Below are 18,050 nucleotides of genomic sequence, written 5' to 3'. Positions count from 1 at the left end.
GCTGTTAGCTTAAATGTTTTTTAACGATTTCTTCCAGCGAGGCGATATCAAAAGGTTTAGAAAGGTAGCTATCGGCGCCTGCCTCGCTGGCTAAAGCAGATATATCGTTATTGGCAGAAAAATAAATTACCGGAATATGCTTTAAATCAGGATGTTGTTTTATTGCCTTCGTAGCCTGAATCCCACCTAAATCAGGAAGCCAGTTATCCATAAAGATGATATCGGGCATATAGGCCGAAACCTGCTCTTCGATATTATTGGCCGTCTCGGAAGTCCTGATCTCATACCCCGCATCTTCCAGAATGAATGTGCACAGATCGAGGATATCCTTATTATCATCAAAAACAAATACTTTTTTCACACCCTTTAAATTTTCACTATCCATGCAAACCATTTATATATTCTGCCATATCAAAACTATCTAAAACCAGATTTGGTTTTACCGCATTTATGGCTTGTTGCGGCATATACGGCATTATTGCTGTATTTGGATTCTGTATAACCACATTTCCACCGAAATTGTTTACAGTTTTTAATCCTTCCACTCCATCGGCATTGGATCCTGAAAGTAAAACACAAACCAATTCTGACTTAAATACCTCTGCAGCAGACTGAAAGGTAACATCAATAGACGGACGGGAATAATTAACTTTTTCAGAATAATCCAAAGATAAGGTATGGTCTTCTTCAATAAGTAGGTGATAATCGGCCGGAGCGATATATACCTTCCCCCCTTCCAGTAAGGATTTTTCTTCTGCCTCTAAAACCGTTAGTGCGGTTCTGCTCTGCAGTAAATCAGAGAGGAGAGATTCGGAACTGCCTTTGCGATGCACCACAAGGATAATGGGAAACTTTAAGTCTGCCCTAAGTGAAGGAAAAACTTCGAGCAATACGTCAAGACTTCCCGCTGAGCCGCCAATAACGATAGCACCACATTTGGGTTTTCTTAAAGTTTCCGCCATATTTTTTCTGTTTTTACTCTTTTATATTCTTTGGCTCTGGACCAAAAGTCGAGGCTCTCCTTACTCCCTAGAGCCAGATACCCCAAATTCTCCAGACTATTATCAAACAAGTTAAAAACTTTATGTTGAAGTTCCTTATCGAAATAGATGAGCACGTTTCGGCACATAATTAATTGAAACTCATTAAAAGAATGATCGGAAACCAGGTTATGGGTAGAAAATATCATCTTGCTGCTGAGGCTTTCGTCAAACTTGGCCAATGAATAATTAGCGGTATAATAACTCGAAAAATCCTTTAATCCTCCGGATTGGCGGTAATTTTCCGAATATCCCTTTAAATAATTTAACGGAAACATCCCTTTCTTGGCCTTTTCCAATACAGAAGGATTAATATCTGTGGCGTATATCAAAGATTTATTCAGGAGATTTAGCTCTTTTAGTACAATGGCCAGCGAATAGGCTTCCTCTCCTGTTGAACAGCCCGCAACCCAAATCCGGATAAATGGATAAGTACCCAGATTAGGTAACACTTCATTGCGCAAGGCCTTATAAAAGCCCGGATCGCGGAACATTTCGGTTACGTTTACCGTAATTTCTTCTAAAAAACGTTTAAAATATTGTTTATCAGAGCGAATAGTGTAACGGAACTCAGCAAAACTAACAAAATTATCCAGTGCGAATAAACGTGCAATCCTGCGTTTTATAGATGCAGGAGAATACTCCAGAAAATCATACCCATGAGTTTCCAGAACATCATTTAATAACAGGCTCACCTGCTCATTGTCTATTGCATCCACTATCACGTATCAGGGGTAAACTTTTTTATTTGCACCAATAATTCATCAACATTTATAGGTTTGGAGACATAGCCCGATGCCCCGGCACTTAAACAACGTTCCCTATCGCCAACCATGGCCTGGGCCGTTACCGCTAAAACCGGGATATTTTGCATTGCAGCTGATTTTTTCATGGCCGCAATAGCCTGGTAACCATCCATATCAGGCATCATCATATCCATCAACACAATGTCTACCTTTTCATTTTTCTCGATGAGCGAGAAACCTTCCTGCGCACTGGTAGCAGATAAGCAATCAAACCCTTTAGCTTTTAATACAGCTTTCAGGGCAAAAATGTTTCGGTTATCGTCATCTATTATTAATACTGTTTTTAGGGGCATAAAAAAATAATTAAGCGTTATGATGATTTTCGTAGAGCCATACACGTAACAGTGATACCAACTGATCCATATCAACCGGTTTACTGATATAATCTGATGCACCAGCTGCAATGCACTTTTCACGATCGCCCATCATGGCTTTTGCTGTAACTGCTAAAATGGGTAAATTCTTATACTTAGCATTTTGCCTGATGGCGGTTGTAGTTTCATATCCATCTAATTCCGGCATCATCATATCCATCAGCACTACATCAACAGTTTCGTTTTCCTCCAGTAACTTCAATGCTTCCTTGCCATCTGTTGCTGCCAAAACTTTCATCTGGTGCTGTTCCAGCATCTTCGTTAATGAGAAAATATTGCGCACATCGTCATCGGCAACCAAAACAGTTTTGCCTTTCAAAACATCCTGCAATTCTGAATATTTCCTTGGTGTTTTACGTTTGTCTTTACTTTTCTCTTCAACAAGGTGTAAGAACAAGCCCGCTTCATCTAAAATACGTTGATAAGAATGTGCTGTTTTAACGACAATAGAATCTGCATACTGTTTGATTCTGTTCTCTTCACCTTTTGAAAGATTTTTACCTGTGAAAATTATAATGGGCAGATTTTCCAAACCAGGTGTTTTTTTCACTACTTCAAGTGTTTCATAAGCATGTTTATCCGGAATACCCATATCTAAGATGACACAATTTACTTCTGGTTTGTGCAAAGCAGAAACCCCCTCATTTACCTGATTTACAATCTCCGTTTGGATATTGAAGTTGCTGAGGAAGTAGCTCAATGCCTTCGCATGCTGTTCATTCTCTTCCACAATCAGTACCTTTTTAGGATGACGGCTAAGCGCATGTTCAAGCTTTTGAAACACCTCCTGCATATGTTCAAATGCAAAGGGTTTGTTAATGAAATCAACTGCACCTTTAAGCAGGCTTTCCTTTTTAACCTGTAAAGACGACATGATGTGCACCGGAATCGGGCGTGTTTCAGGATCAGATTTCAGTTCTTCCATTACCTGCCAGCCATCTTTCACAGGCAACTGTATATCTAAAAGTATAGCCAATGGTTTATAGGTTTTGGCCATCTCTATTCCGGCATCGCCACGTACCGCCACCAGGCCTTTGTAGTTACGTTTACGTGTAAAATCCAGCAAGGTTTTTGCAAATGGCGTATCATCTTCCACAATCAGGATTACTTTATCATCAGGCTGAATGTTATGCCTGTCGTCTTCCACTTCTTGCGGGATATTGGGAACTGTTAAATGACTTACTTTCGGGAATTGATCAGAAACTGGATGAGTAATCCGCTCTGCAGGTGCATCCAGCTTTTCAATACCTTTATTTTTATCGATCGGCAACGTTAAAGTGAAGATACTTCCTTCGCCCTCTGTACTTTTTAAATCAATATATCCACCTAAAAGTTTAGCCAGCTCTCTACTGATAGAAAGACCTAATCCTGTGCCGCCGAATTTGCGGCGGGTAGAACCATCTGCCTGCTGGAAAGCTTCGAACACCATGGCCTGTTTTTCCGGGGCAATACCTACACCGGTATCTGTTACTTTGAAAACTAAAGCATCAAGCTTAACATTTTTTGTAATATTAAGCTTAACAGAGCCTAAACTGGTAAATTTAATGGCATTTGACAGCAAATTCTTTAATATTTGCTCTAAACGCATTTTGTCTGTGTGAAAAAATTCAGGTACATCAGCAGATTGGTCAATCACCAGCTCGAGGTTCTTTTCTTTGGCAAGGGGGTTAAAAAGTGAACGCATATTAAGCACCACTTCTTCAACTTTGATATTTGCCCTGTCGAGCTCCATTTTGCCCGCTTCGATTTTAGAAAGATCCAAAATTTCATCGATCAGGCTCAACAAGCCCTGGCCCGAACTCTGAATCACCTCTGCATATTCTTTATGCTCGCTATCAATTTCTTCGTTTTCGGCCATTAATCGCGATAGCAGCAATATAGAATTCAATGGTGTTCTCAATTCATGAGACATGTTGGCTAAAAACTCTGATTTGTAGCGGGTACTCAGCTCAAGTGCCTCTGCTTTTTGTTGTATTTCAAGGTTTCTTTCTTCAATTAACTCATTTTTCTCTTCCAGTAAGCTGCTTCTTTCTTCCAGCTCCTGGTTGCTTTGAAGCAATTCTTCTTGTTGAACCCTCAATTCTTCTTCTGATGCCTGAAGTTTCTGAGCCTGCGCTTCGAGCTCGGCATTCATACCTTCTAACTCGTTATGCTGAACTTGTAATTCTTCTGACTGTGCCTGAGTTTCTTCCAGCAATTGTTGCAGTTTTTGTCGGTTCTGTGCACCCAGCAGTGCGGTGCCAACATCAGACATAACCAGATTTAAGAAATGGAGCTGTAAATCATTGTATTCCGTTATGGTTCCAAGTTCTATCCCACCAATGGTAATTTCATTCCTTACAATCGGGAGAATAACCAACTGGGCGGGTTTAATTTTACCTGTAGCATGGCTTACTGTTAATTCGTTTTGAGGAACTTCATCTAAAAGAATTCGTTTACCGGATTTAACTGCCTGTCCGATTAGGCCTTGCCCAATCTCTAGTACAGGAGCTAACTGCTGCCCTTGCAAGGCATACTGACCTTTCAAATGCAAATAGCCATCATCCTTAAACAGGTAAATGGCACCAACCTGGCTTTTGGTGTATGCTGCTAAAAATTCAATAATATCATCAGCCAAATGAAAAACATCTTTCTCACCAACCATTTTTACATTGAGATTGGCTACACCGGTTTGTAACCATTCATTTTCTTCCAGTGTATCAAAAGATTTTTTTAACGAGGCAGACATGCTATTGAGCGATTCGGCAAGCTCTCCAATGTCATCTCTTGTCTGGCTATCTAAAGTAACCCCATAATTGCCAGCCGAAATCTGGTGGGCGATTTCCTTAATGGCAATAATGCGTTTCTCCATTTCATATTTCTTCTCTTCAATTTCTTGCTGAAGCTTTACTCTTTCATCAAAATCAATGGAAACTTTTCTGTAGAAAAACAGGGTAATAAGCACCGCCAGCAATGCTGCTAACATAATTAATACAGGCGTGTATGAAGTTAACTTATTAAGTTCTGTGGTTCTTTCCTCTAATAAACGCTTCTCTTCATCCGTCATCCTTTTTACCAAATCTCTAACCTGATCCATATAGGTTTTACCCTGGAATAAAACAGTTGGATCTATCTGCCCGCCCAACGATTTTATTTCAACAGTAGACTTAATGATATCTAAACGTTTGACTAAAATAGTTCTTAACTGTCCGATATACTTTTGCTGAAGTCCATTATCCTTTGTCCATGAATCCAGTTTGTTTAGAATATGTGCAGCACTGTCGCTCGCCCCCTCATATGGCTCTAAAAAGACCTTGTTTCCGGTTAATAAATAGCCCCTTTGGCCAGTTTCAGCATCCTTAAGGGTAGAGATAAGATTCTCCACACTGAGGATCACCTCGTCACTGTGTTTTACCAATTCGGTACTTTTAATTAAATTCCGGATACTCACATATGAGGCTAGCGAACTGATAAAAAGAATAATCAGCGACAAGCCCAGGCCTAAACGCAAATTGTTTTTAAGGGTTGTTTTCATGTATAATGAATGGGGATTTTAGCTTTGAGATTTGAGGATTTCTTCTTCGGTAATGGGGATAATAAAATAGAACTCAGAACCTTCATCAGGCACACTGTTTACACCAATGGTTCCGCCGTGGCGATGAATAATTTCTGAGCAGATATACAATCCGATGCCCAAACCATTAAACCGGTTACTATTTTCTTCAACACGATAGAATTTCTCAAAGATTCTTAGTTGTTGCTCCTTGGAAATGCCTATACCAAAATCTTTTACAGCCAGGTACAGCTTTCCGTCTTTAATATTGATGGTTATGTTAACCTGGTTTGTGCCAGGCGCATATTTTATAGCATTGGTGATGAAATTGATTACAACCTGCTCCAGGCGCATTTCATCGCCGAAAATCATTTCAGTGGTTTTTCCTAATTTGTTTATGGTAAAGTTAGGATTAGATTGCTGCAACATCTCAATGGCATTGTTTACCATATTATCAGCACAGAAATGCTGCATATTAAACTTCATTTTGCCACTCTCGATCTTTGAAATATCCAATAAATCAACAATCAGGTCGTTAAGTTTTTCCAATTGGATGCTTGCCTTCTCGAGGTGATTGACAGCCATGGTTTTATCATCCTTATTCAAGCTTCGCTGCAGCAATTGAATGTATCCTTTTACACTGGTTAAAGGTGTTTTAAGCTCGTGACTGGCAATACTGATGAACTCATCCTTTTTATGTTCGGCCTGTTTTCGAAATTCGATTTCTTCCAGAAGCTTCTCTTGTACTTCATTAAGCTTTCGGCTTTGCTCGTAAATGCGGTAAAAGGTTTTGATTTTGAGCAATAGCACATTGATATCAACCGGTTTGGTGATATAATCCAATCCTCCGCTTAAATAGCCTTTGGTTATGAACTTAAGCTCGGTATTTACAGCTGATAGAAATATAATAGCGGTATCCTTAGCTTTGCTAAAGCCAGAAATGGCCTCAGCAACTTCAAAGCCATCCATATCTGGCATTTGAACATCAAGAATGATCAGGACATAGTTATTTTTTAAAACTTTTTTTAGCGCCTCTTCTCCCGATGAAGCGGTGTCCACTTCGAAATTATGTGCTTGTAGTACTTTCTGTAAGGAGATCAGGTTTTCAGGCCTGTCATCAACTATAAGGATCATTTATATAAAACAATTTAGGTCCGGGGACAATATGTTTGGTTCAGAGACACAAATCTCATTAACTGTAAACCAACAACAAGGTTTTAAAAATGTTTTAAATTTTATAAATTATTTGAATTGAAAGTATCTCCCTGGCTGATGTCGCCAGTTTCAAATCCTTTTTTAAACCAATACATGCGCTGTTGCGAGGTTCCGTGTGTAAAAGAATCTGGCTGAACTTCGCCTGTTGCCTGTTTTTGAAGTTTATCATCACCGATGGCATTTGCTGCCGTTAATGCTTCTTCGATATCGCCTTCTTCTAATTTAAAGTCTTTTAAATTTTGAGCATTATGCGCCCAAAGACCGGCAAAAAAATCGGCCTGGAGTTCTAGTTTAACAGATAAACGATTGTATTCTTTTTCGCTCACCCTTCCACGTGCTTCATCCAGTTTGGCAGATATGCCCAAAATATTTTGAACATGGTGCCCCACTTCATGGGCAATTACATACGCTTGCGCGAAATCGCCTGCCGCACCGAAACGATTTTTTAAATCATCGTAAAAGGAAAGGTCAATATATACTTTATGGTCACCAGGGCAATAGAAAGGCCCTACATTAGATTGTGCATAACCACAAGCGGTTTGAACACCATCCCTAAAAAGTCTCAGTTTTGGATATTCATATGTTTTTCCCATGGCCTGGAATTCCCGGTCCCAAACCTGCTCTGTAGATTCCAGTACCCCTGAAACAAATTGTGCCTGCGGATCATTGGCCGGAACACCCTGCTTTACTTCAGTATTATCGGCTCCAGCCGGAAGTTGCCCTACCAGGCCCGTTAAATCTTTGCCAAAAAACAAACCTAACACGATGACGATTAAACCGATACCACCGCCTAAAGCTGTTCTTCCTCCACCGCCACTTCTTCCATCTTCAACATTACCACTTCCTTTACCAAACCATTGCATACTGTTAATTTTTAAGTTCTATCTGATAACCCAAATATTGGATAATTGTTATACTAAAATAGAAATTATTTTGCTCGCTTTATTCTTAATTGTGTTGAAATCAAAAAAGGTTCGGGAGTTCAGTGTAAATTACAGCTCAAATACAGCTGCGAACAGCATATTCATGAACATTTCTGGCTGGTAAACTAATGCTGTCATTTCTCTATGCCCAATCAAAACCAAATCTGCGATAAGCATTTATAATCACTTAGCCAAAAAAAAGCCCGGCAAGGGGGCCGGGCTTTAGAAAACTATTTAAGCTATTAGGTTAGCTGTTAAAAACCTCGATTGCTTTAGCAATCCGATTTTTAGTTTCTTCAGCGCCTAATAAAATGGCAATGTCAAAAACGCCTGGCCCGAACTTACCACCTACCAGCATGATGCGGAAAGGCAGCATCAGCTCACCTGGTTTAAATCCTTTTTCTTCGGCCAAAGCTTTAAAAGCACTTTCTGCGCTTGCTGCATCCGTTAAAGATAGGTTGTTGGCAAAGGCATTAAAAAATTCCGCTTTCTCTGCTGTCCATTTTGGTTTTACTGTAGCTACATCGTATTCTGCCGGAGAAGCAAAGAAATAGCGGCTTTGTGCCACAAAATCAGGCAATAATGTGCAACGGTCTTTAATTAACTCAATTACAGCATTTAAAAAAGCATCATCATTTACTTCGATACCTGCGTTTTGTAGCTCAGTTTTTACCGCAGCATGCAAACTGCTTACCGGCGACTGCTTAATCCACTCATGATTATACCATTTGGCTTTTTCAAAGTCAAATTTAGCTCCCGCTTTGCTGATTCGCGCAACAGAAAATTTTTGCTCCAATTCGGTTAAGCTAAATAATTCCTGATCTGTTCCATCATTCCAGCCCAGCAGAGCAAGCATATTGATAAAAGCTTCTGGCATAAAACCCATCTCTTTAAAGCCTTTGGTTACATCGCCGGTTTTAGGGTCTGTCCAGTTCATGGCATATACCGGGAATCCTAAACGGTCACCGTCACGCTTACTCAGTTTTCCATGTCCATCTGGTTTTAAAATTAATGGTAAATGTGCCCAAACCGGCATGTCGCTTTCCCAGCCTAAATATTTCCAAAGTAAAATATGAACGGGTGCAGATGGCAACCATTCTTCCCCACGAAAAGCGTGAGAAATTTCCATGGCTTTATCATCTACCACTACCGCCAGGTGGTAAGTAGGCATTCCGTCTGCTTTTAATAAAACTTTATCATCAACCAGTGAAGTATCAAAACTCACATCCCCACGGATTAAATCATTGAAATGTACCACCTCCTGTTCAGGAACTTTAATCCGGATTACATGCGGTGTATTCGCTGCTAAAAGCTCTTCCACCTCACTAATGGTTAGTGTAAGGGAGTTTCGCATTTGCATTCGAGTAGTTTGACCATATTGAAAATTAGGAAACTCTTTTCGCTTTGCATCCAGCTCTTCGGGTGTATCAAAAGCATAATAAGCATAGCCATCGCTAATTAGTTGCTCGGCAAATTTTCTATAACTCGGCTTGCGTTCGCTTTGACGATATGGGCCATAGCTTCCTGGCTTGCCCGGGCTTTCATCAGGCGTAATGCCACACCAGTTTAAACAATCTACGATATACGCTTCCGCACCAGCAACAAAACGGTTTTGATCGGTATCTTCCACACGAAGAACAAAAGTTCCATTGTTCTTTTTAGCGAACAGATAATTAAATAAAGCCGTGCGGACACCGCCTAAATGCAGGCCTCCTGTTGGACTAGGGGCAAATCTTACTCTAACTTTTTTATCCATGATTTTGCAAAGAGCAGGGAGTTAATAGCTTCGCGTTCTGGAATATTACAGTGCTATGCGCCACGTACCTTGCTCGGCACAAAGATATGTTTTTTATGTTTTTTTCGTTTTGTTATCGTAATTTGCCTATCTAAAGCATGAATCCTTACGAAAAGAAACGCCGCTGGAAATTTTTCCTCCTAATTTTTGCCATCCTAATCGGCATAGCATCAGTATTTTACACCGATTCATTCGTAAAGAAAATGGAACGTGAGGAAGCTATTCAATTCAAATTATGGGTTCGGGTGCAGGAACGCGCCATGCTTTTAATGGACGATCCATTATCCCAAAGTTTAGTGAACGACGTAAGGGAGAACATTAAGATGCCCGTTATTTTGTTAAATAAGGATGGTGTAATCATTTCTTCAACCGGATTAGATACCACAAAAACCCCCAATCCCGGTGCAGATAAACTGGTGTTCGACAGTTTGTACTTTGTTCGGCAACTGCGCAACATGAAAAGTCAGCATGCACCGGCAGAACTTAACATTTTTGGAGATAAATACATGGCTTATTACCGCGATTCTTTTGTGCTCACACAATTGCGGTATTTCCCCTATATTCAAATGACGGTTATCTTTCTATTCCTGCTCACAGCATATGCGGCATTCAGTTCTTCAAGAAAGGCCGAGCAAGATCATGTTTGGGTGGGTTTAGCAAAAGAAACCGCTCACCAGCTGGGTACACCAATTTCCTCGCTCATGGCCTGGATTGAATTGATGAAATCCAAATTCGATGCTGAAGACGACCCACTGATTGCTGAAATGGAAAACGATGTGAAACGCCTGGAAATCATTACCGACCGTTTCTCTAAAATCGGTTCCAAACCCATCCTGGAAGACCATACCGTTTATATCGTAATCAATAATTTCTTAGACTATTTTAAAGTCAGAACTTCTGATAAAGTGAAATTCAAAATTACAGGCGATGACCAGGTGAGGGCAATGCTTAATATCCCACTCTTTGATTGGGTAATTGAAAATCTCTTAAAAAATGCGGCAAACGCGATTGAAAACGAAGGGACAATTTCAATTAATATCATTGAGAATTTGGCTAAAGAGCAGGTATTTATTGACGTTTCTGATACCGGGAAAGGTATTCCGCGATCTAAGTTCGATGCCGTTTTTCAGCCAGGCTACACCACCCGCAAAAGAGGCTGGGGGCTTGGTCTCTCATTAACCAAAAGAATTGTAGAAAACTACCATAGCGGAGAAATCTTTGTAAAAGAATCTGAACTCGGAAAAGGAACTACCTTCAGGATAATACTAAAAAGCAGTTTAACTTATGAACCGACCACAGCCTAACGAATACCCCGTTTGGGGAGAAACCTATATTAGCAAGGTAGATGGAGACATCTTTGAAATCTTAAACCAGCAGATTACCAGTATTCCCGAACTGTTTCGCAGAAATGCAGATAAGGCCGATTTCGCTTATGCAACAGGCAAATGGACCCTGAAAGAAATGCTGGGACACATCATTGATACTGAAAGGATTCTGGTTTATCGCTTAACCTGCTTTGCCCGAAATGAACAGCAACACCTTCCGGGATTCGATGAAGACGAATATGTAATCAATGCCCGCTTTGCCGAACGCGAATTAGCAGATCTTATTGAGGAGTTTGCGGCATTAAGAAAAGCCAATATTTACCTTTTTAAAACCCTCAATGAAACGGAATTAAATAGAAAAGGAATTGCATCTGAACGTGAAATTAATGTAAAATCTATCCTCTTCATTGTTGCAGGGCATATTATTCACCATGTTGCTGTCTTAAAAGAACGTTACCATGTGGTTTAGGAATTTTACTGTTGAAGAACTAAATAACCGTCCAAAAAATCATATAGGAGCCCTTTTGGATATTCGGTTCACCGAAATTGGTGAGGGTTTTTTAACTGCTACCATGCCGGTAGATGAGCGTACCCACCAACCTGCCGGAATTTTACACGGCGGTGCATCTGTTGTGCTGGCAGAAACACTCGGGAGCATTGCTTCTTACATGTGTACCGACCCGGAAAAGTATATGGCTGTAGGCCTGGAAGTAAATGCTAACCACCTCCGCCCGGTAAAAAGCGGTTTGGTAAAAGGCATTTGCAAACCACTGCATATTGGTGCCAAAACGATGGTGTGGGAAATAAAAATTTATGATGAGCGCGGCAAAATGAACTGCATCAGCAGGTTAACTGTAGCTATCATCCCACAGCAGAAGTAGTTCAATAGTCAATGGTTCAATAGTCATTAGTTATTAGTCTGTTCGATTCTATCATTCAGTCATTCACTAAATCTATCATTCAATAATTCAATCCCTCTCTCATTCAACAATTAAATAATGCACCATACCCTAAATCGTATTCGTTCAGCATCAGCCTTAAGCTTAAATTCTTTAGCGCTGTTAAAGGATGAATTGGAGCACATGGAAGTTAAGAAAGGGACTATAATTATCAGAGAGGAAAAATATGAAGATGCTTTTTACTTTTTAGAAACTGGTGTAGCCAGGGCTTCTATCTTAATCAAGAATAAGCCTGTGACCATTTGGTTTGGCTTTAGCGGAGATGTTTGCTTATCATTTAATAGCTATGTTTATCAAAAACCAGGCTACGAACGGATTGATATCCTGCAAGATGCAGTGGTTTACCGTATAAAATCTTCCCGCTTACACGAGCTCTACCTCCAGCACGCAGATTTGGCTAACTGGGGTAGAAAAATTGCCGAACAAGAATTAATTAAGACAGAGGAGCGCTTCATATCCCGGCAATTTAAAACGGCCTCCGAAAGGTATGAAGCACTCTTATCTCAATACCCTGAGCTCATTAAAAATATCCCTTTGGGCATTATTGCCTCCTATTTAGGCGTTACGCAGGTTACCTTAAGCCGAATCAGGGCAGCCATTAAGTAGTTTTTAACATTTGTAAAAAACGATGCAGCAATAAGCACTTACTTTTGCAGCATGAGTTGGATATACTTAATTATTGCAGGCTGTTTAGAAATCGGTTTCACCACCTGCTTAAATCTTTCGAAAAATTTTACAGTACTGAAATGGAGTTTAGGCTTTTTAATTTGCGCCGTGTTAAGCTTTGCCTTCTTAAACAAGGCCCTAACAGATTTACCAATGGGTACAGCCTATGCCGTGTGGACGGGAATTGGAGCTGTAGGAACGGTAATTATTGGCATCTTGTATTTTAATGAACCTGCTACCTTCTGGAGAATTTTCTTCATTTTTACACTAATTGCCTCAATAATTGGGCTTAAGTTTTTTGCAGCGCACTAAGCAAGGGTAGCGCAAATGCATGCAGCTATTGAGGTTAGTCCCGCTTTACGCTGTATCACTGCGCTACGCTTAGCGGATGCCGCTTCAATCGGGGCTAAAAACAAAGGCCTGTACAGGAAACACCCGCAAATTTAGCCCGGTGCATAAAAAAGGCTGCCCTCGATGAGAAAGCAGCCTTCCTTGTAAATATGATAATAAATTAAATTACTTTCACATTAACGGCATTTAAGCCTTTTTTACCGTTAGCAACTTCGTACTGTACTTTGTCGTTTTCACGGATTTCGTCGATAAGACCTGTTGAATGAACAAAGATTTCGCTATCGCCGTTAGCAGGGATGATAAAGCCAAAACCTTTAGTTACATTGAAGAATTTTACTGTGCCTTCTTGCATTGTATTAAATATTAAAATTAAGTCTGCAAGGTAAGTTTTAAATTTTATAATCAAAATAAATTTTAACATTTTTTTAACGTTAAAATTTCGTAAAGATATGATTACTAAGGCTTTTTAAGAACCTTCCCAACCAGGGTCATTGTAATTTCTGTATTATGGGGAATTCCAAGCGTAGTTCCTGGTATCACATTAAAAAGGTTTTTCAGGTAAATATCTGCCACCCCCTGCATCATTCTTTTTTTACCTTCCGCAACATCCGGTAATACACCGTAAACCTGCTTAATATGTATACCGCCCTGAAAATCTACCACAGCAGAAACTTCATAAGCAAAATCTTTATAAGCCCGGTCTATTACAATGCGGTATTGTGGGAACATATAATCGTAGGCTTCTGTACGTTTATTTAAACGGTCAACCGTACTAATCTTCTCTGCGGTTACAACTTTACTCTTCGGAATAAACTGCACCGGTTCTGTGGCGGCAAATGCACTATCCCGATTTCCATTAACAGCTGTAGCCCGTTGTTCTATAAAGGCTGTATCAGCCCTCGTAGGTTTTTGTAGCCTGGCAGCTGTGGTTTTAAGTTTCTCTTTAATGTAGCTTTGAGCATAGAAAGTCATGTTCACATCCGACCTGAAGTCTGATGCGATTTGTTTCCCATCCACCTGGATACGCTGAAAAACCAGGCTATCTTTGCTAATGTGCTTTACTTTAAAAAATTCTGCAGCAAAGTTATATACGTTTCCATGATCATATTGCAGGTAAAATTTCTGCATAATTTGTTTTTGTGGGCTCCAGGCCATCATGGTATCCTCAGCCGCCACTTCAATAATCCAGGAAGGCTTTTGCATAAAACCTTCTTTATTAAAAGATAAGTTATTGCTAAAACGGCGTTTAACTTCCTCAAACCGGATGCCCTTTACAGGCTCAAAAGTAAAATCACGTAAACTGGCATCATTGGTCTTGCTGCGCCCACATGCCGTAAAAAATAGCGCAACAAAAAATAAGTATATCAGGTTTTTAATCATTACAGGTCAAATTCTGCGACTAAAATAAAGAAATATTGAGAATCAGGAGCTAATTAAAGCTTAAAGTCTGAACGATGGACGGCAATTGTTTAGCCAATCCTAAGGGATTAATGCCATTATACTTAACTATTTATTAAACTCACGGGGCTGCCGCATGAAGACTCCAAACTCCAGACTTAGCCCCTACCGCTTCTGCTTAATGAGTACCACATTTGCCACCTTTCGCTGCCCATCATGGTCCCATTTTTTATTATCGGTTGGATAATTAACAACCCCATTTTCTGTTAATCCTTTAACCCACAGCGTGGACGATCCTCCTCCGTCGAAATTGATGATATCTATGCAGCCCAGCCACTTCATTATTTTGGTCAACTCAGGCAAACTCATTCCTGCAGAATTTTCATTTCGCCCATCTACCACCATCAATATCGCTCTCCCGTTGGGTTTAATGCCAACAGCTGTCCGCGGGTGGCGAAGACGCGTAAAAGAGGTGGTATCTAATACTTCATCTTTATTATTGAGCGTTAAAAGTGGCCCGTTCAGCAATACATTTTCTGCCGTAAGGCGACTTTCCCAATCCTCCATACCATCCCATTTCTTTATAGCCATTTGTCCTCCCGCTATCACTACAGCCGCCTGCTGATGCCTTGCCCGCTCTCCATTTTTTGCTATACGATTGGTATTCTTCACTTTACCATTAACCTTCACATAATCTACCGAACCACCATCCTTCACATCAAAGAAATTCCCGTTGATGGCAGCAATAGCAGTGTCTCTTTCTGCAAATACACTTGTTGTTAGCAATAGCTTTTCTTCTGCCGCTAACGCGAAAACAGCCTTCCGCCCGTTATTTTTTACCTCTAAAAAGGATATATGCTCATTGGCATTAAATAGTTTTTTATCAGTAAAATGGTAGCTGAAAAGCTTGAGTTGTTTGGCAACTCTGACTTTCTGCCACCTGGCTTTTACCAGGGTTAAAGAGTCCTGGTTTTGTGCAAAGCTGCTCAGGCTAAAAATAACAGCGGTAAGTAGAAGAAAAAGTTTCTTGCGCATGGAGGGTAGATTTGCGATAAAAATAAAAAAAACGGGGCAAAACATTTTTAGCGTTCTGCCCCGTTTCTGTAACAATATCAGGTATATTATTTCTTCGGATCTAAGATATCCTTAATGCGAATACCAAGGTCTTCGTAGTGAGCTTTAGTAACAGCATCACCAGCTACGGCTTTCGCTTTAGTTGTGGCTAAAAGTGTTTTAAGCTCTGCCCTAACCAATGGACGAATATCTGATAAGCCAACATTAATTGGTGTCATACCATAACTCGCAGCATAATCTGCCGGGAAACCAGGAGGCAGGTCATTTTCTTTTGTCATTAAATCTGATAAACGATCAACATATGCGCGTTGTAAATTACGTTTAAAAGCATCGGCTCTGCCTGCTGCAAAAATACTGGTCTTCAAATCTTTAAAAAGTTCTGGCAAGGTATAAGCACTGCCAGTACCGTTTTTAACTTCGTTATCCAATAAGCGGGCAATTCTGGATGGCGATAGTAAGTTGCCAAGTGTATTGGTTTGAACCGATTTAATGCGGTTTAACAATACACCATTATCAAATTTACTCAATTCCTGGTTGTTTATTAACCAAAGAGGTGTGGTAAACAGCTGTTGATTAAAAAATGTAACGGCCTCTTTTTGCTTTGCCTTAGGCAGGTAAGCGTATACCGCTCCTGCTTGTTCATAGGTTTTAAAGTTCTCCGTTAAACCACCAACATTTGCAGTAACATGCCCCATATAACGGTTATATTGATTCACAATTTCCGTATATATTTCTTTTAAATCGGTATAATCCTTTCCCTTCTGGAAGGTCCATTTTTCTACATTTGGAAGAATACGTTTTAAGTTCGCAATACCATAGGCACTTGCTTTCATAGCATTGTCTCCCAAATCTTCACTTTGTAATCTTGGATCTAAAGAAGTACCCTGACGGCCGTAAAAATACGCTGGATTTCCTGCATTTTTCAACACCCACTGATTCAGAATTTCTTTTTCCTGCTCCGCAGTTTTGTTTCCAGGAATCCATGAGTATCCCCATTTTACTGCCCACTTATCGTACTCACCAATTTGAGGGTGAAGCTTGGTTACCCCATCACCTGGTTGTGCAATGTAGTTAAAACGTGCATAATCCATAATAGAAGGTGCAGTTCCGTGCTTATCTGTAAAGGCTTTTGAACGTAAAGAATCTACCGGGTAAGCATAGCTTGAACCAAAGTTGTGTGGTAATCCAAGGGTATGGCCAATTTCATGCGAGGATACAAAACGAATTAACTCCCCCATTTGCGCATCTGTAAATTTAGGTTTACGTACCGCTGGATCTGTTGCTGCCGTTTGCACAAAAACCCAGTTGCGCAATAAACTCATCACATTATGGTACCAACCGATGTGTGTTTCTAAAATTTGCCCTGTACGTGGATCGCTGATGTGCGGTCCGTAAGCATTTGCAATATCTGATGCAAAATAACGTACTACTGAATATCTCGAATCTTCTACACTAAATTCAGGATCTTGCTGAGGCGTTGGTGCCTCCTTACCATAAATGGCATTTTTAAAGCCTGCGGCTTCAAATGCTACCTGCCAATCATTAATCCCTGCAATTAAATGCGGTACCCATTTTTTTGGTGTGGCCGGGTCAATATAAATGACGATGGGTTTTACAGGCTCTACCAATTCACCACGTTTGTAGGCATTCGTATCTTTTGGCACTAAATTCCATCGGTGAATGTAAGCCGTACGCTCTGCTTTTTGTGCATCGGTTCCATAATCAATTTGCGACTGACCAAAGAATCCTACGCGGCTATCCATAATTCGCGCTTTAACCGGAATTTTAGGCAAAAGCAACATAGATGTATTAAACTCAAATGTTACTGCACCATTGGTATTGTCGGTTGGCGATTCTGCTGCACGATAGGTTTTAGCCGTTCTAACTTCTATATTGATTGGAAAGGTTTTTACGGTATCCACATATGATCGGGTAGCATCGTACATCGTCACCTTATAGGCTTTACGAATCTGGTCTGATGCTCCTATAGCCATCACATCGCCATTGTAAAAATCAGTAACATCAATTACTACTCCTGTAGTATCTTTATTGTAGGCTTTTATATCAAAACTGGCTAAGATTTGTGACAAATTGGAGTTTTGAACGGATTGGTACATATCGCTGTTTGGATCGGCCTTGGTGGCATAGCTCGGTACACGAATATAAATCTGTTTACCTCTGCGTTCCCATTTCCATACTTGTTCGTTTAGTAGTTCTCCACCATATTGTTGGTTTCCTACTTTAACGCCGGCAGGAACTTTTGCTAAACGAGTGGCTACAAGCATTTCACGGCTGATCATCGAATCCGGTATTTCGAAATACCATTTGTCATCTAACCGATGTGTTTTGAATAAACCTTTTGTGGTTTTAGCTTTTGCTGTAATTACTTCAGAAAATGGTTTGATTCCTTCCTTTTTGGGCGCCGCAGCTGGAGGTGCTGAAGGTGTGGCAGGCGCTCCCGCTTTGGTTTTAGCGGGCTTCTTTTGAGCATAAACGGCTGTTGAACCGGCCATACCAAAAGCAACTATACCTGCAACTGCAAGTACCTTAATGTTTGTTCTCATTTGTGTTGAATGATTTTTTTGTTTGGTA

17 protein-coding genes are annotated in these 18,050 nt (G+C 40.3%); 5 read left to right on the top strand and 12 right to left on the bottom strand.

Annotated features, from left to right (window positions below; translation table 11 throughout):
- Positions 1–4 precede the first annotated feature (4 nt).
- The 8 genes from ACQY77_RS12850 to gltX form a co-directional block, all read right to left on the bottom strand.
- A complete protein-coding gene (locus ACQY77_RS12850; RefSeq protein ID WP_421941746.1) occupies positions 5–385 on the bottom strand; it encodes a response regulator in 381 nt (126 codons plus the stop codon).
- Positions 378–962: a chemotaxis protein CheB gene (locus ACQY77_RS12845; RefSeq protein ID WP_421941747.1), complete on the bottom strand. Its 585-nt coding sequence runs from the start codon at positions 960–962 to the stop codon at positions 378–380. Before ACQY77_RS12845 ends, ACQY77_RS12850 begins: the two co-directional genes overlap by 8 nt.
- The gene (locus ACQY77_RS12840; protein ID WP_421941748.1) at positions 947–1,765 is read right to left on the bottom strand and encodes a CheR family methyltransferase; all 819 of its coding nucleotides are present in this window, start codon (positions 1,763–1,765) and stop codon (positions 947–949) included. Before ACQY77_RS12840 ends, ACQY77_RS12845 begins: the two co-directional genes overlap by 16 nt.
- Complete coding sequence (locus ACQY77_RS12835) at positions 1,762–2,139, bottom strand: response regulator (protein ID WP_421941749.1); 378 nt, start codon at positions 2,137–2,139, stop codon at positions 1,762–1,764. Before ACQY77_RS12835 ends, ACQY77_RS12840 begins: the two co-directional genes overlap by 4 nt.
- 10 nt (positions 2,140–2,149) lie before the next feature.
- A complete protein-coding gene (locus tag ACQY77_RS12830) occupies positions 2,150–5,734 on the bottom strand; it encodes a response regulator (protein WP_421941750.1) in 3,585 nt (1,194 codons plus the stop codon).
- Positions 5,735–5,752: 18 nt separating this feature from the next.
- The gene (locus ACQY77_RS12825; RefSeq protein WP_421941751.1) at positions 5,753–6,886 is read right to left on the bottom strand and encodes a sensor histidine kinase; all 1,134 of its coding nucleotides are present in this window, start codon (positions 6,884–6,886) and stop codon (positions 5,753–5,755) included.
- A gap of 101 nt (positions 6,887–6,987) precedes the next feature.
- On the bottom strand, positions 6,988–7,830 hold the full coding sequence (gene ypfJ / locus ACQY77_RS12820) for a KPN_02809 family neutral zinc metallopeptidase (protein ID WP_421941752.1): 843 nt from the start codon (positions 7,828–7,830) through the stop codon (positions 6,988–6,990).
- 307 nt (positions 7,831–8,137) lie between these two features.
- Positions 8,138–9,646, bottom strand: coding sequence for a glutamate--tRNA ligase (gene gltX / locus ACQY77_RS12815; protein WP_421941753.1), 1,509 nt, complete (start codon positions 9,644–9,646; stop codon positions 8,138–8,140).
- 137 nt (positions 9,647–9,783) lie between these two features.
- Here gltX and ACQY77_RS12810 point away from each other — a divergent pair, with 137 nt between their 5' ends.
- The 5 genes from ACQY77_RS12810 (at position 9,784) to ACQY77_RS12790 (ending at position 12,947) form a co-directional block, all read left to right on the top strand.
- Positions 9,784–10,989 (top strand): sensor histidine kinase, encoded by a 1,206-nt coding sequence (locus ACQY77_RS12810; RefSeq protein ID WP_421941754.1) that lies wholly within the window; start codon positions 9,784–9,786, stop codon positions 10,987–10,989.
- Positions 10,970–11,479, top strand: a complete 510-nt coding sequence (locus tag ACQY77_RS12805) for a DinB family protein (RefSeq protein ID WP_421941755.1) — start codon at positions 10,970–10,972, stop codon at positions 11,477–11,479. Before ACQY77_RS12810 ends, ACQY77_RS12805 begins: the two co-directional genes overlap by 20 nt.
- Complete coding sequence (locus ACQY77_RS12800; RefSeq protein ID WP_421941756.1) at positions 11,469–11,891, top strand: hotdog fold thioesterase; 423 nt, start codon at positions 11,469–11,471, stop codon at positions 11,889–11,891. Before ACQY77_RS12805 ends, ACQY77_RS12800 begins: the two co-directional genes overlap by 11 nt.
- Before the next feature lie 117 nt (positions 11,892–12,008).
- On the top strand, positions 12,009–12,575 hold the full coding sequence (locus tag ACQY77_RS12795) for a Crp/Fnr family transcriptional regulator (protein ID WP_421941757.1): 567 nt from the start codon (positions 12,009–12,011) through the stop codon (positions 12,573–12,575).
- Between the two features lie 51 nt (positions 12,576–12,626).
- The gene (locus ACQY77_RS12790; protein WP_421941758.1) at positions 12,627–12,947 is read left to right on the top strand and encodes a DMT family transporter; all 321 of its coding nucleotides are present in this window, start codon (positions 12,627–12,629) and stop codon (positions 12,945–12,947) included.
- Between the two features lie 199 nt (positions 12,948–13,146).
- Here the strand turns inward: ACQY77_RS12790 and ACQY77_RS12785 are convergent, their stop codons facing one another.
- From ACQY77_RS12785 to ACQY77_RS12770, 4 genes are all read right to left on the bottom strand, one after another.
- A complete protein-coding gene (locus tag ACQY77_RS12785; protein ID WP_010599196.1) occupies positions 13,147–13,338 on the bottom strand; it encodes a cold-shock protein in 192 nt (63 codons plus the stop codon).
- A gap of 104 nt (positions 13,339–13,442) precedes the next feature.
- The gene (locus ACQY77_RS12780) at positions 13,443–14,366 is read right to left on the bottom strand and encodes a hypothetical protein (protein WP_421941759.1); all 924 of its coding nucleotides are present in this window, start codon (positions 14,364–14,366) and stop codon (positions 13,443–13,445) included.
- Positions 14,367–14,549: 183 nt separating this feature from the next.
- Complete coding sequence (locus tag ACQY77_RS12775; RefSeq protein WP_421941760.1) at positions 14,550–15,419, bottom strand: phosphodiester glycosidase family protein; 870 nt, start codon at positions 15,417–15,419, stop codon at positions 14,550–14,552.
- A gap of 86 nt (positions 15,420–15,505) precedes the next feature.
- Positions 15,506–18,022 carry a zinc-dependent metalloprotease gene (locus ACQY77_RS12770; protein WP_421941761.1) on the bottom strand — a complete coding sequence of 839 codons (2,517 nt, stop codon included), beginning with the start codon at positions 18,020–18,022 and terminating at the stop codon, positions 15,506–15,508.
- Positions 18,023–18,050: the final 28 nt, after the last annotated feature.

Origin of the sequence: Pedobacter sp., from assembly GCF_965279535.1 — a bacterium.
Classification (GTDB): Bacteria; Bacteroidota; Bacteroidia; order Sphingobacteriales; family Sphingobacteriaceae; genus Pedobacter.
This window is presented reverse-complemented; position numbering and strand designations above follow the sequence as displayed.

Coding starts and splice junctions, on each gene's coding strand:
- ACQY77_RS12850 (WP_421941746.1), bottom strand. CDS start 385: ATGGATAGTGAAAATTTAAAGGGTGTGAAAAAAGTATTTGTTTTTGAT.
- ACQY77_RS12845 (WP_421941747.1), bottom strand. CDS start 962: ATGGCGGAAACTTTAAGAAAACCCAAATGTGGTGCTATCGTTATTGGC.
- ACQY77_RS12835 (WP_421941749.1), bottom strand. CDS start 2,139: ATGCCCCTAAAAACAGTATTAATAATAGATGACGATAACCGAAACATT.
- ACQY77_RS12830 (WP_421941750.1), bottom strand. CDS start 5,734: ATGAAAACAACCCTTAAAAACAATTTGCGTTTAGGCCTGGGCTTGTCG.
- ACQY77_RS12825 (WP_421941751.1), bottom strand. CDS start 6,886: ATGATCCTTATAGTTGATGACAGGCCTGAAAACCTGATCTCCTTACAG.
- ypfJ (WP_421941752.1), bottom strand. CDS start 7,830: ATGCAATGGTTTGGTAAAGGAAGTGGTAATGTTGAAGATGGAAGAAGT.
- gltX (WP_421941753.1), bottom strand. CDS start 9,646: ATGGATAAAAAAGTTAGAGTAAGATTTGCCCCTAGTCCAACAGGAGGC.
- ACQY77_RS12810 (WP_421941754.1), top strand. CDS start 9,784: ATGAATCCTTACGAAAAGAAACGCCGCTGGAAATTTTTCCTCCTAATT.
- ACQY77_RS12805 (WP_421941755.1), top strand. CDS start 10,970: ATGAACCGACCACAGCCTAACGAATACCCCGTTTGGGGAGAAACCTAT.
- ACQY77_RS12800 (WP_421941756.1), top strand. CDS start 11,469: ATGTGGTTTAGGAATTTTACTGTTGAAGAACTAAATAACCGTCCAAAA.
- ACQY77_RS12795 (WP_421941757.1), top strand. CDS start 12,009: ATGCACCATACCCTAAATCGTATTCGTTCAGCATCAGCCTTAAGCTTA.
- ACQY77_RS12790 (WP_421941758.1), top strand. CDS start 12,627: ATGAGTTGGATATACTTAATTATTGCAGGCTGTTTAGAAATCGGTTTC.
- ACQY77_RS12785 (WP_010599196.1), bottom strand. CDS start 13,338: ATGCAAGAAGGCACAGTAAAATTCTTCAATGTAACTAAAGGTTTTGGC.
- ACQY77_RS12780 (WP_421941759.1), bottom strand. CDS start 14,366: ATGATTAAAAACCTGATATACTTATTTTTTGTTGCGCTATTTTTTACG.
- ACQY77_RS12775 (WP_421941760.1), bottom strand. CDS start 15,419: ATGCGCAAGAAACTTTTTCTTCTACTTACCGCTGTTATTTTTAGCCTG.
- ACQY77_RS12770 (WP_421941761.1), bottom strand. CDS start 18,022: ATGAGAACAAACATTAAGGTACTTGCAGTTGCAGGTATAGTTGCTTTT.